The organism is Pelosinus sp. UFO1, from assembly GCF_000725345.1.
Lineage (GTDB): Bacteria > Bacillota > Negativicutes > DSM-13327 > DSM-13327 > Pelosinus.
On the sequence record NZ_CP008852.1, the window covers coordinates 4,550,139 to 4,564,926 of the forward strand.

Annotated in this window: 13 protein-coding genes; 2 read left to right on the top strand and 11 right to left on the bottom strand. The window is 38.8% G+C overall.

Features of this window, described 5'->3' with window-relative positions:
• Positions 1 to 115: 115 nt before the first annotated feature.
• Positions 116 to 2,050, bottom strand: a complete 1,935-nt coding sequence (gene metG / locus UFO1_RS21460) for a methionine--tRNA ligase (RefSeq protein ID WP_038674094.1) — start codon at positions 2,048 to 2,050, stop codon at positions 116 to 118.
• 400 nt (positions 2,051 to 2,450) lie between these two features.
• Here metG and UFO1_RS21465 point away from each other — a divergent pair, with 400 nt between their 5' ends.
• On the top strand, positions 2,451 to 2,708 hold the full coding sequence (locus UFO1_RS21465) for an AbrB/MazE/SpoVT family DNA-binding domain-containing protein (protein WP_038674095.1): 258 nt from the start codon (positions 2,451 to 2,453) through the stop codon (positions 2,706 to 2,708).
• A gap of 50 nt (positions 2,709 to 2,758) precedes the next feature.
• Here the strand turns inward: UFO1_RS21465 and rsmI are convergent, their stop codons facing one another.
• From rsmI to UFO1_RS21490, 5 genes are all read right to left on the bottom strand, one after another.
• On the bottom strand, positions 2,759 to 3,589 hold the full coding sequence (gene rsmI / locus UFO1_RS21470; protein ID WP_038675542.1) for a 16S rRNA (cytidine(1402)-2'-O)-methyltransferase: 831 nt from the start codon (positions 3,587 to 3,589) through the stop codon (positions 2,759 to 2,761).
• Between the two features lie 256 nt (positions 3,590 to 3,845).
• The gene (locus UFO1_RS21475) at positions 3,846 to 4,595 is read right to left on the bottom strand and encodes a tRNA1(Val) (adenine(37)-N6)-methyltransferase (RefSeq protein ID WP_038674096.1); all 750 of its coding nucleotides are present in this window, start codon (positions 4,593 to 4,595) and stop codon (positions 3,846 to 3,848) included.
• Entirely contained in the window at positions 4,588 to 5,403 is an 816-nt protein-coding gene (locus UFO1_RS21480) for a stage 0 sporulation family protein (protein WP_038674098.1), read from the bottom strand. Before UFO1_RS21480 ends, UFO1_RS21475 begins: the two co-directional genes overlap by 8 nt.
• A 2-nt stretch (positions 5,404 to 5,405) precedes the next feature.
• Complete coding sequence (gene holB, locus UFO1_RS21485) at positions 5,406 to 6,395, bottom strand: DNA polymerase III subunit delta' (protein WP_038674099.1); 990 nt, start codon at positions 6,393 to 6,395, stop codon at positions 5,406 to 5,408.
• A 9-nt stretch (positions 6,396 to 6,404) separates the two neighbouring features.
• Entirely contained in the window at positions 6,405 to 6,851 is a 447-nt protein-coding gene (locus tag UFO1_RS21490; RefSeq protein ID WP_038674100.1) for a YaaR family protein, read from the bottom strand.
• Positions 6,852 to 7,146: 295 nt separating this feature from the next.
• Between UFO1_RS21490 and UFO1_RS21495 the strand changes: the two genes are divergently transcribed.
• On the top strand, positions 7,147 to 8,427 hold the full coding sequence (locus UFO1_RS21495; RefSeq protein ID WP_038674101.1) for an ArsB/NhaD family transporter: 1,281 nt from the start codon (positions 7,147 to 7,149) through the stop codon (positions 8,425 to 8,427).
• Between the two features lie 3 nt (positions 8,428 to 8,430).
• Here the strand turns inward: UFO1_RS21495 and UFO1_RS21500 are convergent, their stop codons facing one another.
• The 5 genes from UFO1_RS21500 to UFO1_RS21520 all read right to left on the bottom strand — a co-directional run bounded on the left by UFO1_RS21500 (position 8,431) and on the right by UFO1_RS21520 (position 14,675).
• Entirely contained in the window at positions 8,431 to 9,768 is a 1,338-nt protein-coding gene (locus UFO1_RS21500; protein ID WP_038674102.1) for an MATE family efflux transporter, read from the bottom strand.
• Between the two features lie 302 nt (positions 9,769 to 10,070).
• On the bottom strand, positions 10,071 to 10,604 hold the full coding sequence (locus tag UFO1_RS21505; protein ID WP_038674105.1) for an AAA family ATPase: 534 nt from the start codon (positions 10,602 to 10,604) through the stop codon (positions 10,071 to 10,073).
• 32 nt (positions 10,605 to 10,636) lie between these two features.
• The gene (locus UFO1_RS21510; RefSeq protein WP_038674107.1) at positions 10,637 to 11,323 is read right to left on the bottom strand and encodes a thymidylate kinase; all 687 of its coding nucleotides are present in this window, start codon (positions 11,321 to 11,323) and stop codon (positions 10,637 to 10,639) included.
• The gene (locus tag UFO1_RS21515; RefSeq protein ID WP_038674109.1) at positions 11,324 to 12,793 is read right to left on the bottom strand and encodes an aminotransferase class I/II-fold pyridoxal phosphate-dependent enzyme; all 1,470 of its coding nucleotides are present in this window, start codon (positions 12,791 to 12,793) and stop codon (positions 11,324 to 11,326) included.
• Positions 12,794 to 12,875: 82 nt separating this feature from the next.
• Entirely contained in the window at positions 12,876 to 14,675 is a 1,800-nt protein-coding gene (locus tag UFO1_RS21520) for a diguanylate cyclase domain-containing protein (protein WP_038674111.1), read from the bottom strand.
• Between the last annotated feature and the right edge of the window lie 113 nt (positions 14,676 to 14,788).

The following is a 14,788-nucleotide window of genomic DNA, read 5'->3' on the forward strand; positions in this document are numbered from 1 at the left end:
GGATTTTCGAATCCAAGGCTCACTTATATAAATGGGAGTTAAGAGCGGCTAAGTCCCTGGATAAGAAGGGCTAAGATTCAGATGGAGTTAAAACTCCATCTGAATCAAGTCTTCTTTATTTTACTTTACTACCAGCTGGCATTTCGGGAGCGGTGACGACGATTAGTTTTTCATCACAAGAAGCAGCAAGTACCATACCGCGGGATTCAATGCCTCTAATCTTCGCTGGTTTTAAATTGATTATCATCACTACACTTTTTCCTACCAAATCTTCTGGTGCATAGTGTTTAGCAATTCCTGATACAATGGTGCGTTGTTCTGTACCTAAATCTACTGTAAGTTTTAAAAGTTTATCAGCCTTTTCCACCTTTTCAGCTGCTAGTACAGTAACAACTCTAAGATCCATTTTGGCAAACTCTTCAATTGTTACTTCAGGTAAACTATTTGTAGACTCTGCCACCACATTTGTTTTTGGTTTCTCTTCTGTCTTTTCCTCAACTGGAACTTCAACTACTTTATCCTCAATCCGTGGAAAAATTGGTTCTGGTTTTGCTACCAAGCCATTGACTGGAAGTTTCCCCCAACCTTTGACATCCTCTAAGGATACGGTTTTAAAGTCAGCAGGAATGCCTAGCTGAGCCCAAATTTTAGGTCCTGTAATCGGCATAAAAGGATAAATAAGAACCCCCACAACTCTAAGGGTTTCAGCCAAATTGTACAATACTGTGTTGAGACGTGCCCTCTTAGACTCATCCTTTGCCAATGCCCATGGTGCAGTTTCATCAATATATTTATTGGTACGGCTGATCAATGTCCACACTATTTTTATGGCAGCATTAATATCCATGCTATCCATTAACTTTTCATACTGATTTACAGTACTTTGTACTAACTCTGTCAGGGCTCTGTCAACTTCTTCTACATCACCAGACGGCTTAATAACCCCTTCATTAAAGCGGCCAATCATATTTAAAGTCCGATGTAATAAATTGCCTAAGTCATTGGCCAAATCTGCGTTTATGCGGTTAATTAATGCTTCCCGCGAAAAATTTCCATCCAACCCTAATGTAATTTCTCTAAGCAGAAAATAACGGATGGCATCTGGACCAAATTCTTCAATTAAAGCCACTGGATCAATTACATTACCTTTGGATTTGGACATCTTATCCCCTTCCATGATTAACCACCCATGGCCATATACCTGGGAAGGTAGTTCAAGATCCAAAGCCATTAAAATAATTGGCCAAATAATACTATGAAACCGCACAATTTCCTTGCCTACTAAATGTATATCTGCTGGCCAGAATTTTGCAAATTTCTCTCGGTCATCAAGATATCCAGCAGCGGTAATATAATTGGTTAAGGCATCAAACCATACATAAACTACATGTTTGGTATCAAATGGCACGGGAATGCCCCAATCAAAGGTAGTACGAGAAACACATAAATCTTCTAGACCACCCTTAATAAAATTGAGCATTTCATTTCGTCTAGTGATTGGCTGAATAAAGTCAGGATTACTTTCAATATAAGCAAGCAATCGATCTTGGTATTTAGACATACGGAAAAAATAGCTTTCTTCTTGTACCATTTCTACAGGACGACCACAATCAGGACATTTTCCATCTACAACCTGACGTTCAATCCAAAATGTCTCGCAAGGTGTACAATACCAGCCTTCATAAGCAGCTTTATAAATGTCACCCTTATCATAAATCTTTTGGAAAATAGCTTGTACTACCTCATGATGGCGTTGTTCTGTTGTACGGATAAAATCATCATTAGAAATATTAAGTTTTTCCCATAATTGTTTAAAGGAATCTACAATTTTATCAACATAAGCAATCGGAGTAACATTTTGTTCCGCAGCCTTTCGCTGAATTTTTTGGCCGTGTTCATCAGAACCTGTAAGAAAAAGAACCTCGCAACCATTCAAACGTTTGTACCTAGCCGCTGCATCTGCAATTGTTGTCGTATAAGCATGACCGATATGTAAACGATCACTCGGGTAGTAAATTGGTGTTGAAATATAAAATGGTTTTTTTTCCATAGCTTTTAATAGCCTCCTTATATTGTGTAACATAAAATAATTATAGTAGTAAACTTTAACATTTTCCAGATTTAAAAGACCAATTTTCCTTTACTTATGTAAACCTATAGGTATTGCACTTAAAATTCTTTACAATAATCATTCACGCCATAATTCGACATTTAAATTATTTTTTTATATCTTTTTAAGATGATCCTATTTTACCAAAAATATACACTAATGTCGAATGATTCTAGCCTCTTTCCACCATTCCCCTCATTATGACAAAATTCTCCGGAGTATTGTACAACATATTTACTGTTATGGTAAAAATAGGTTGACAGCTTGTATAATTTTTGGTAGTATTTAGTTAGACATAAATTGTCGAATGTTGTTGTAAAGAGAGGAGAAATCAATTACTATGAAATCAACTGGTATTGTAAGAAAAGTGGACGAGCTAGGCAGGGTCGTTATTCCAATTGAATTACGCCGTACACTCTCCATTGAAGAAAAAGATGCCCTAGAAATTTATGTAGATAGCGATCGTATCATTTTGCGCAAATATGAACCAGCTTGTTCTTGTGTGTTCTGTGGTAACGCTGATGAAGTAACGGTCTTTAAAAATAAAAACATCTGTAAAGAATGTTTAGACGCCATGGCAGTAACAAAAGCTGTTTAAGATTTATAAGAGGTTCTATAACCTCTTATTTTTTTTGCCCAAAATTAAAATTACTCCAATGTAGCCTGGTAGACTTCTCTTTTTGATACCCCTCTTTTAAGAGCAATCGTTTTGATCGCTTCTTTTTTTGCTACACCTGTTTCCATTAGTGCCATTACGGCTTCTTCCAGTGTAAGTTGTTCCCTGTCTGCCTCTAGTATCTCCAAATCTTCATCACATGTTTGTCCACCTACAATAAGAGTAAATTCCCCTCTAGGATCATTTTCGGCAAAATGCACAGCTAAAGTCTCTAATGATCCTCGAATAAACTCTTCAAATTTCTTTGTGAGTTCTCTAGCTGCCACTGCCGGCCTCTCGCCAAATGCCCCACTAAGTTCTGTTAATGTTTGTTTTATCCGATGGGGCGATTCATAAAACACCATCGTATAAGGATTGGCAGCAAAGCTGGTTAGTAATTCCCTGCGTTTTTTTTTGTTTTTTGGTAAAAATCCGATAAACGTAAACATTGTTGTATCTAGGCCTGAAGAAACGAGTGCTGATAAGGCGGCATTCGCTCCAGGCAATGGCACTACCTGGATACCTGCCTCTATAGCTAATTGCACTAAATCAGAACCTGGATCTGAAATTCCCGGCAAACCAGCATCACTTACGACAGCAACATCTTCTCCTGCCAGTAAACGTTCTATTATCTCAGGACCTCTTGTCACTTTGTTATGTTCATGATAGCTAACTAGACGAGTATGTATTTCGAAATGGCTTAACAATTTTCGAGTATGACGCGTATCCTCCGCGGCAATGACGCTAACTTCACTAAGTACCCTCACTGCTCGGTAAGTCATGTCTTCTAAATTTCCAATCGGCGTAGCGCACAAATACAACATACCAATTTTCTCGACCAAATACTTTCACTTCCTTTTATGGTATAGAATAGTAACTAAGGCGTATACTTCAAGTTTTTTGAACCGCAGAGGCGCAGAGGACGCAGAGAGAAATTTCAGTTCTCGTAATAACGCCTGTTCTGGTGTGCCCACTGCGGCTCAATGATTCCTCAATACATCCTTAAAATCAGATTTGCTCTGTAGATGCTAAACGAGAACGAGTAATGGGTATATACGCTACCCGTTACTCGTTACGTTTCTATCTATACTCTTTATAATACTTCATTATTTCTTCACTATAGCTGCCATCAGTTTTGTAGACAATTAGCGGTGGTAATACTTCAAGGCCTGGATTTGCTCCTCGTATGCCTTCTACTAAGAGCATGGTCGGTTTTTTACCAATACTGCTGTATACGAGTTGTAACCTTTTCGGTTCAATACCGGCCTGACTCATTATCGTTAATATTTCAGCCATACGTTCCGGCAAGTGAACCATAGCAAATCGTCCACGGCGATACTTTAACAAATAACGAGCAGCATTTATAACATCTTCTAACGTAGCAGTTACTTCATGCCTTGCCATAGCCACTTTATCATTTGGATTTATATGACCTCCGCCGACTGGACGATAGGGTGGGTTAGAAACTACCAAATCGTAACCATCTGAGGAAAATATATCTTTCACTTTACACAAGTCACCTTGCATAATCGTTACTTTCTCATCTAATTTATTTAAATTAACACTGCGACTTGCCATATCAGCCATGGATTGACTCAATTCCAGGCCAGTTACATGTCCAATGCCTCTGGTTGCCAAAATTAGAGAAATCACACCAGTTCCTGTCCCCAAATCTACCGCCTTTGCCCCTGGCCTTACAGTAGCAAAGTGGGATAACAGCACCGCATCTAAAGAAAAGCAAAATTCCTTCTCATGCTGAATTATCTTTAGCTTCCCAATGAGCAAATCATCCAATCGCTCCTCTAGGCCTAATACCACTTGGTTATCCATTGTTATCCTTCTCAACAACTTCTTCCCAAGGAATAACTACCGTATTACCATTCGCAAGCAATACCGCTGCATTTTTTTTGGCTTGGTTCACAGATGTAACTTTGCCTTCTCCATCTATCGTAATGACCTCACATCCAACAACCGGAGGGGCAATTTTTTTGCAGCAAGGTCCATAGGAGTCATTTTCATATTTTAAGCAACACATTAATCGTCCACAAATCCCCGATATCTTTGTAGGATTAAGAGAAAGCTTTTGATCTTTGGCCATTCGAATCGAAACGGGCTCAAAATCTCCTAAGAAAGTAGAGCAACATAAGGGTCTGCCGCAGCAGCCGATTCCTCCCATCATTTTCGCTTCATCCCGTACACCAATTTGTCTAAGTTCAATGCGAGTACGAAATACAGCTGCTAAATCCTTGACTAAATCACGAAAGTCAATACGTCCTTCCGCAGTAAAATAAAAAATAATTTTATTTACATCAAAAGTGTACTCTACATCAACTAATTTCATATTTAGACCATGTGTTTTTATTTTTTGTTCGCAAATAGAAAAAGATTCCTTTTCCTTAGCCCTATTTTCCTCTACCTTAATGCTATCCTCAGCAGTTGCTTTACGCTGCACTGTTTTTAACGGGGCTACAATCGCATCCTCGGTTACTTCTCGTGGTCCAATTACAACTTCACCATATTCTAATCCTCTAGCAGTTTCAACAATTACAAAATCTCCTGCCACCAGCATAATGTCACCAGGTGCAAAATAATAAACTTTGCCAGCTTTTTTAAAACGAACACCTACTACTGTTTCCACCTTCAAACCCCCCTTGCCAAATCATATATTTTTATCAGTAACGCTTCACTTGTAAGCCTTGTATTTGCATTGGCCTGAAAGGCTCGCCTAGCAACTTCCACTACTTTAATGGCTTTCGTTAATTGACTTTCCTTCCACCGATCAGCCTGTTCACTCAATTCTTCCACAATATCTATATTAAACACAAATTGCTTGCCTTGCCCCGTTACAAGCAATAGTATATCACGCAATATATAGGTTAAATACCTTATTATATCTAAAATTTCGTTACGCTCCATTTTTTCTAATTTGGCTGAAATATCCCATATCTTATCAATACCGCCATAAACTACTCTTTCCATTATCTCCATTGCCTGATTCCGTAGGGCAAAACCTTCTGGCGCAAGCAATGCAAGTGCAATCCCCATACGACCGGCACTAAGGCGAGCTGCCACCTCAGACTGTCCTGGCAAGCAACCTTTGTTAATTAATGCTTGGACTAACTCATCATCCATTAAAGGTTGAAAAGAAATCACCATACAGCGAGATAAAATAGTAGTCAGCATCATATCTTTACTTGCAGTAGTTAATATAAATATAATTTCTCCTGGCGGGTCTTCTAGCACCTTCAATAAGCTATTAGTAGCTTGCGTGGTCATTAACTGAGCATTGTCAATGATACACACCTTTCGCTGGCTAATATAGGGCGCCAACGAGACTTCATGCTGCAAATTCCGAATCTGTTCAATTTTAATGGTTACCCCATCAGGGACAATTGATAAAAAATCAGGATGACTATCATAGGACATTTGTAAACAAGAAGGACACTTACCACAGGGTCGTTCTCCCTCATTATTACATAATAAAGCCGTTGCCAGTACTCTCGCAACCATACTCTTACCAATGCCAGCCGGTCCAGCAAGTAAAACAGCATGAGGCATACGTTTGCTTTTTTCCATATGACGCAATATCGCTACCTGGTCCTTATGCCCAATTATATCATTCCACTCCATACTGCACCTCTACATATATAAATCCACTAGCATGCCACGAATTGCGTCTTGCTTCGCTAAGATATCCAGCTTCTTTTCCTGCCCCTGGCGCACATCCTCTGTTAAACTATCTAACGTCGCATCCACCTTTTTAATGATGGTATACACTTTCTGTCTTCCATGGCGATCCCAACCTTGTTGCGATTGTAACGTATACATACGGCCTACAGCCTCACCAACAAATTGCCGTACTACTTCACGGTATTTTTTAAGTTCGGAATAGGTAGGTACTTCACCTAATTTTTTCCCTTGATTGTCAATCTCCACCAATAAGGCATTTAATCTTTCTCGAGATTGTCCATCCTGATTTTTGAGCAGGTCTGAGGCGAAATGGCCTTGAGATGTCTCGGTCTTATTCGTAGTATCCCTCTCCAAGGGAGATGGCAACTGAGGAGCACCCAACGTATTAATTTTCATATAGGTCACTGCCTTTCACGCTATATTGAGCCACAATTTACTAGAATTACAAAATAACATCTGATCATTTAAATTATAATTGTTTTACAGTAAATAATCAATTTATGCTTTTATTACTAGTAAAATAACCTAGTTTCACAAGAAAACTATTTTTTTGTGAAATATTGACTCTCATTACCAATTATCGTATACTAATTCCAATAACTTTAGGTACAATATAATATCTTGTTTTTTTATGGAGGAGTCTGCAACAAGACTTCTCCATGATTTTTTTTAAAAAGAAGGAGGGTATTTTATGAGTTCAGCACCGTCCTTTTATGGTGCTATCACAATCTTCATCCTTGTCTATGCCATGATCATCCTAGAAAAGTTTAATCGTACAGTGATCGCCATGACCGGTGGTCTAGTTATGATACTTGTAGGTTTTTTGAGCCAGGAAGTAGCCATCAAAGATGATATTGATTTTAACACGTTAGGATTACTTATCGGAATGATGATTTTGGTGTCCATTACGCGTCGCAGTGGTATTTTTGAGGCGGTTGCAATCTGGGCAGTACAAGTAACAAAAGGCTATCCTATTTCCTTGCTGGCATTACTTTCTATCATTACTGCCGTTGCTTCCTCATTATTAGATAATGTTACTACAGTACTACTCATCGTACCTGTTACCCTGACATTAACGGAACGTCTCAATATAAATCCTATGCCTTTTCTTATTACCGAAATACTCACCTCTAATATTGGAGGTACTGCCACCCTAATCGGTGATCCTCCTAATATTATGATAGGCAGTGCCACTCACCTAACCTTTACCGACTTTATTGTTCACTTGGCTCCTATTGCCTTTTTGATCTTACTAGTTACAGTTCTTCTTTTGCTGCTATTTTATCGCAAACAATTACAGGTCGAAGAAGAACACCGTTTGCAAGTACTAACCTTATCTCCTAAAGAACAGATTAAAGATTGGTTACTATTGAAACAATCCCTATTTGTACTCGCTCTTACCTTAGTCGGCTTTTTGCTTCATGGTACGCTGCATCTAGAGTCGGCAACTATTGCAATGACAGGAGCCATGCTACTTATGTTAGTTAGCCAGGAAGAGCCAGAAGATATTTTACTACATGTAGAATGGCCTACCGTCTTTTTCTTTACAGGACTTTTTATCTTAGTAGGTGGTCTTAAATCAACGGGCGTTATTAAAGCCTTAGCCCAGTGGGCTTTAGCTTTCACAGGCGGCCAAATTGAATTAACAGCTTATTTAATCATTTGGCTTTCGGCTATCGCTTCCGCGTTTATTGATAACATACCCTTTGTTGCTACTATGATCCCTATGTTACAAGAAATGAGCGCCATCTCAGGCACTCATATGGAACCCGTTTGGTGGTCACTGGCTCTTGGTGCTTGCCTAGGAGGTAATGGAACCTTAATTGGGGCCTCTGCCAATGTCATCGTGGCTGGTATTGCAGAAAAAAATGGTTACCCCATCTCTTTTCGCCACTTTTTATTCGTCGCTTTTCCCTTCATGATTTTATCAATTATCATGGCTCATATTTATGTATACCTACGATATTTCTAGTCTCTACATTTCACCTAATTTGCGAAGCTCCCAGAACAAGAATATACCTGTCAGTAAAGCAGAAGAAAAATCAGCGATAGGACTAGCCACCCAAGCTCCCTGCAGCCCTAACATTTTTGGTAAGAAATACAATAGGGGAATCAGTATAATTAGCTGTCTCGACATACTAAGCACAATGGAGTAACCTGCTTTACCAACAGCTTGAAAGTAATTCGCTCCAATAATTTGAAAACCAATCACTGGCAGCATGCATAAATTAATCCGCATCGCCTCAGAACCAATAGCAATCAGTTCAGGGTTATCATTAAACAACATAATAATTTGTTTATCAAATACTTGGATGATAATAAAGCCAACAATTGAAAACAAAGTTGCAGCCCATATACCTATTTTTAAAGCCTTCATAACCCTTCCGTAATTACCCGCTCCATAGTTATACCCAATGATTGGCTGCAATCCCTGACTGATTCCAAAAATAGGCATAAGCATAAGCATTGCCATTCGGTTAATAATGCCAATGGAAGCAATCGCCAATTCTCCACTATATTTTAATAAGGTAAAGTTAAATAAAACTGTTACTAAACTAGCAGCGATCTGCATTAAAAAAGGTGACATACCAATCTTAAAAATATTAATCACAATTTTTTTTTCTAATCTAAGATTGGCAGAGCGTAATTTTAGCAAACTTTTCTTTCCCAAAAAGTAAAATAATACCCACAAAGCCGATACCCCTTGAGACATTATTGTCGCCAAAGCAGACCCGCTGATTCCCAGATTAAAAACAAAAATAAATAAGGGATTTAACAGAGTATTTAACACTGCTGAAATGAGAACGGTAGACATCGCCATTTTAGGATTTCCCTCAGCCCGCACAATATTATTCAAGCCAAAACCTACATACATAAAAGCACTACCAAGAACTATAATCCTGGTGAAGTCCCTCGCATAGGGCAACACCGTCGGTTCAGCACCTAAACTACTTAATATCGGATCTAGAAATAACAGTATACAGGCTGTGAAAGCAATGGAGAGTATCATGGACAGAGTAAAAGCATTGCCTAGTATTTTTTCGGCTTCTTGTTGTTTTTGTTCGCCAATTCTAAGAGAAACGGTAGCAGCCGCCCCTACACCTACTAACATACCAAAGCCCATTAAAACCGTCATAATGGGAAAAGCGATAGTTACTGCGGCGAGACCAACTTCACCCACGCCACGACCAACAAAAATGCTATCAATTACATTATAAAAAGCATTTACTACCATCCCCGTAATGGCTGGTAGGGAAAACTGCCAAAGCAGTGTAGAAATTTTCTCTTCCCCTAATGATTTTGAACGGTCCATAGTCCCTCCATTTTTTAATTGATCTACTTTATCCGATGACTAAACCGCTCTAAGACTCCCATCTTCTATAAGTGGGAGTTAAGAGCGGCTAAGTCCCTGGATAAGTGCGACTAAGATTCAGATGGAGTTAAAACTCCATCTGAATCAAGTCTTCTTTATTATACCATTAATTCTCAAACATCATTCCTTTCCCCATAAACCGCTACTTACTTACATTGGATTTGATCTTGTTAAAATTCACTTTTTTATTAGCAAAAAGGTGAATGCTACATCTTGCTAGCGTTCACCTTTTTCATAGCTAATTATGTAGTTTGTTCCTTACTTTTGTACTCACGACAAATTTCTAAAATTTGAGTGCAGGCGTCATCTAATTGACCATCATAATTACGAACAATATAATCACAATCCTCTGCACACTTAGAATCTAATTGTATTTGTTCTAGAATTTTCATTTGTTGTTCTTTATCACTTTGAATCGGTAAGCGTTTTTCCAGTTGATACATTGGGCAATCAATATATACAGTAACGGCAAAAGGAATGCGGTGTTTAATTTGCTGAGCACCATTCCAATCTAAGGTTACTACACAGTCTTGTGTTTTTGATTTCTCGACTTCTTCGCGGCTAAGACCAAAAAAAGAGTTTTTATATAGTACACTTTCCACTATATCAACCTTTTTAAAGTCCTCTTTTTTCACAAAATAATACGCATCCTCAGGTTCACCGATTTTTCTTGCCCGGGTTGTATGAGAGCGAAGTCTATGCATACCAGCGGTTTCTAGTCTCTTTTCTATGGTTGTTTTTCCACATCCATTTGCGCCAAGTAAAACAATCAACATATGGCCTTACCCCCTATCCTATATATTGACTACTATACCATACTACTAGCCAATATATCCTGTACCTTTTGGTATACTTCTTCATGGATTTGTGCCACAGTTTTAAGTTTTTTACCATCAATACATTGAATTTTATGCCATTGATACTTTTCGGCAATAACACAGTAATTAAAATAACAGTGTTCTAAGTATTTTTCATCCCTTTCATGAATATCCGCTTTTTCTTGCCCTTGCTGTTTTGCCCGCTCCTGTCTAAGGATAAGACTATATGCTGGCGGCATATCAAGAAATACAACAGCATCAGGAATAGGCAAACCAAATTTAGCAAATTCCAGATCCCATAACCAATCTAAAAAAGCATCCTTTTCTTGCTCATTAATAATTTTTACCGCCTGATGAACCATATTAGACGTAGTATAACGGTCTGCAATGATAATACCGCCCTGACGATAAAATTCTCCCCAATCTTGCTTATAAGATGCATAGCGATCTACAGCATAAAAACTTGATGCAGCATAAGGATTCACTGCATCTGGACTATCACCAAACTCACCATTTAAATACATTTTAATCAAAGCAGAAGAATTGCTTTGATAATCAGGGAATGTCACTTTGCGGACACTTTTCCCCTCCGATACCAAGCGATTGTACAATTTTTCAGTTTGTGTTGCTTTGCCACAACCATCTCCAGCTTCAACAATAATCAATTTACCATTCATTTAATCCACCACTTTAATCGTTTTTAGCGTATAATCTTCAGGACCAGATACGTGCATACCACCTTGTTGCAGCAATTGACAGTAATCAATAATTTCCTGAGTAATCCTTTCCCCTGGACAAAGCAAGGGGATCCCTGGAGGATAAAAGGTAATAATCTCAGCACAGACCATACCTACGGATTGAGTAAAATCCACCATGCAAGTGTTTCCGAATAAAGCATCGCGAGGCGATAACACTCCCTGAGGCGCTGTAGGATAAGGAGCTTTGATACATTTTTCTACTAATGAAAAGTCGTAAGGTTTGGCATGTTTTTCTGCCATATCTTTCAAAGCTGTCACCAATGCATTTACTTCGTACTCCCCATCCCCTAAGGTAATTAAAAAAAGAATATTATATAGATCTGATAACTCAGCTTGTATTTTGTATTCATGGCGTAGTATCCGTTCAGCCTCACCGCCAGTTAAGCCTAACCCTTTCACGGTAACTGTAATTTTCGTTGGATCTAAATCAAAAACACCTGGTTCTCCAAGCTTTTCTGAACCAAAACAATATAAACCAGGGATTTTATTAATTTCCGCCCTTGTCCAATTGGCTAAGTCAATTGCCTTTTCTATCAATTGAGGCCCTTCTAAAGCCATCTGCATGCGTGCTACATCCAACGATGCCAACATAATATAATTGGGACTTGTCGATTGAGTTAGCTGCAGCATTGCCTTTAAATGCGGAACCCGTACACGTCCTTCTCGGCAATGAACTAAAGAACATTGAGTTAGGGCACCAATAATCTTGTGACTGCTCTGGGCACAAGCATCTGCCCCCGCATCTAAAGCTTGTATCGGTAACCGTCTGCTAAAACGAAGATGAGGACCGTGTGCCTCGTCTACCAACACTACCATATTATTTCGATGTACAAGGGCTACAATCCTTTCTAAATCCGTAGCTACACCATAGTAAGTAGGATTTATAACCAATACTCCTTTGGCATCAGGGTGCTCAAGCACCGCTGCTTCAACCATTTCCGGCGTAACACCCATAGCAAGTCCCAGCTCGTTGTCCACTTCCGGCTGAATAAATATGGGAATGGCGCCGCTTAATATAATTCCGCCAATGATGGAACGGTGAGCATTACGGGGTACGATAATCTTCTCACCAGGCCCGGCAACGGCCATTATCATGGCATAAATACCACCGGTAGTACCATTGATAACAAAAAAGCTATGATCAGCACCATATAACTGCGCTGTTAAATCTTGCGCATCTTTTATACAACCATGAGGTTCATGGAAATCGTCCAATTCTTCCATTAAAGCCAAATCTAAAGCTAAAGCATTTTTGCCAATTAGTTTTTCTAATGCAACGTGCATACCTTTGCCTTGTTTATGTCCTGGTGTATGAAAAGGAATGACTTCCTCTTTAACATAATGTTGCATCGCCGCTAGTAAGGGTGTATCCGTTTGCCTTAAACGCAACTATCTCGCCTCCCTTAAATAGGTAATTTTCCACCTGCATATTATACCCATTTAACATGAAAAATGACAGGTAAGCTGATATCTAATTTAGTTTACTCCTTTTATTCCTTAATTTATCCTCATACATATTTTTATCTGCTTCTTTAAATAGTTCTTGTATATCTAAGTTCTGTCCTGTCTGGACAGCCCAGCCAATCGAAATTCGCACAACCTGTCCTTCCAAAGTCCTATCTAGTTGGCCCTCTTTTAACTTACTCTCAATTCCTTGGCTCACTTTTTCTACGACTAGAGAATCTGCCTCCGGCAATAAAATTACGAATTCATCGCCGCCAATACGAGCCACCCTATCTCCTATACGGCAAGCTCGCCGTAAGGCAGTCGCTGCGGCAACAATCAAGGCGTCCCCGAAAGCATGTCCTAATGTATCGTTAACAATTTTTAGACCATCAACATCACAAACAATGATGCCTACCGACTTGTAATGTCTCGAAGAAATACGCTGCATTTCTTCTTCAAAATAGGTACGATTATAAAGACCTGTAAGAGAATCATGCATACTCATATAGCGTAATTTTTCTTCCACAAGCTTACGCTCAGCAATTTCCTCCTGGGCTTGTTTATAAAGCACTGCATTATCATAGGCAACGGAAGCTAAGCCAATAAAACGTTCTAACAAGAATTTTTGCTCCTGGGTACATTCCCAGCCTGGCTCGTTAATGTAAATAGAAATGACACCAACAACTCTTTTATCCGAAAACAGAGGCATTCCAATAATAACTCCACCGCATTCCATATTGTGACTTGATATAGAATTTGCCCTTTTCTGATAATCATTTATGATAATGGTCTCACCCGTGTTAAACACTTCACCAAGAATACCCTCATCTTTATACCGAATTTCGCCTAGGTCATCTTCTTCCTTTCCAACCGCAAACTTAAGCTCGGCCTCCACATTACCAGGTTTTAAAAGATACAAACTGCCACTTGCATTATCAAACAATTTCACAGCCTGAGTCACGATCATAGCCAACACATCATCAAGATCTAAACGATTTAGCAATTGCAACGATACTTCATTTAATGCTAATAAATATTGATTTTGTAAACTTAGTTGAGCATCCATTGCCTTGCGATCTGTAATATCAATGACAATTCCGATAATACTCTTGATGTTCCGTTCTTCATCGTATACCGCGGATGCAGACAATCGAGCCCAAAAAATAGTTTTATCTTTTCTAATATAGCGCCGTTCAATATGATATTCCTGCTTCTTATTCTTAACCAACTTTTTTACTTGCTCTCTCATAACTGATTTATCATCAGGATGCGTTACCTGTTCTAAGGTAATATTATATAACTCTTCCATGGAATATCCTAACATCTCTACAAGTTTTTGATTGGCATAAATACAGTGACCACGCTCATTCAGCATTCCAATTCCGACTACAGCATTGCTTAAAATACCTTGCAATTTCTCTTCACTTTTTCCTAATGCGATCTCCGCCTGCCTTGCGAGTAAAATCCTTTTTATACGATACTTTAAGACGTTCCAGTACACAGGTTTTGTTAAATACTCACCGGCGCCTGCTACAAAGGCCCGCTCCACAGCTTCTTCATTATCATATGCTGTAATTAATATAATGGGGGTTTTGCTTCTCTTTCTTTCCTGCTGCAAATATTCACATACAGCATAGCCATCCATCTCTGGCATAATTCCATCTAGGATGAGCAAATCAGGCCCAATTTTGTCAAACATTTCAAGAGCTTCTCTACCGTTCGCAGCTTCGTAAACCTTATAGCCCCAAGAGATAAGGTTGTTGCATAATATTTGACGTTCCAATTTACTATCGTCGGCAATTAGAATTTTAAATTGATGATTCATGCCATCCATCCCTTGTAATAAAATACTCTTCTAATTAACAAGATTTTACGGTCATTATGACATATTATAATTGTTATATTATAACAAACATCCACATAAATCTACTATAATCC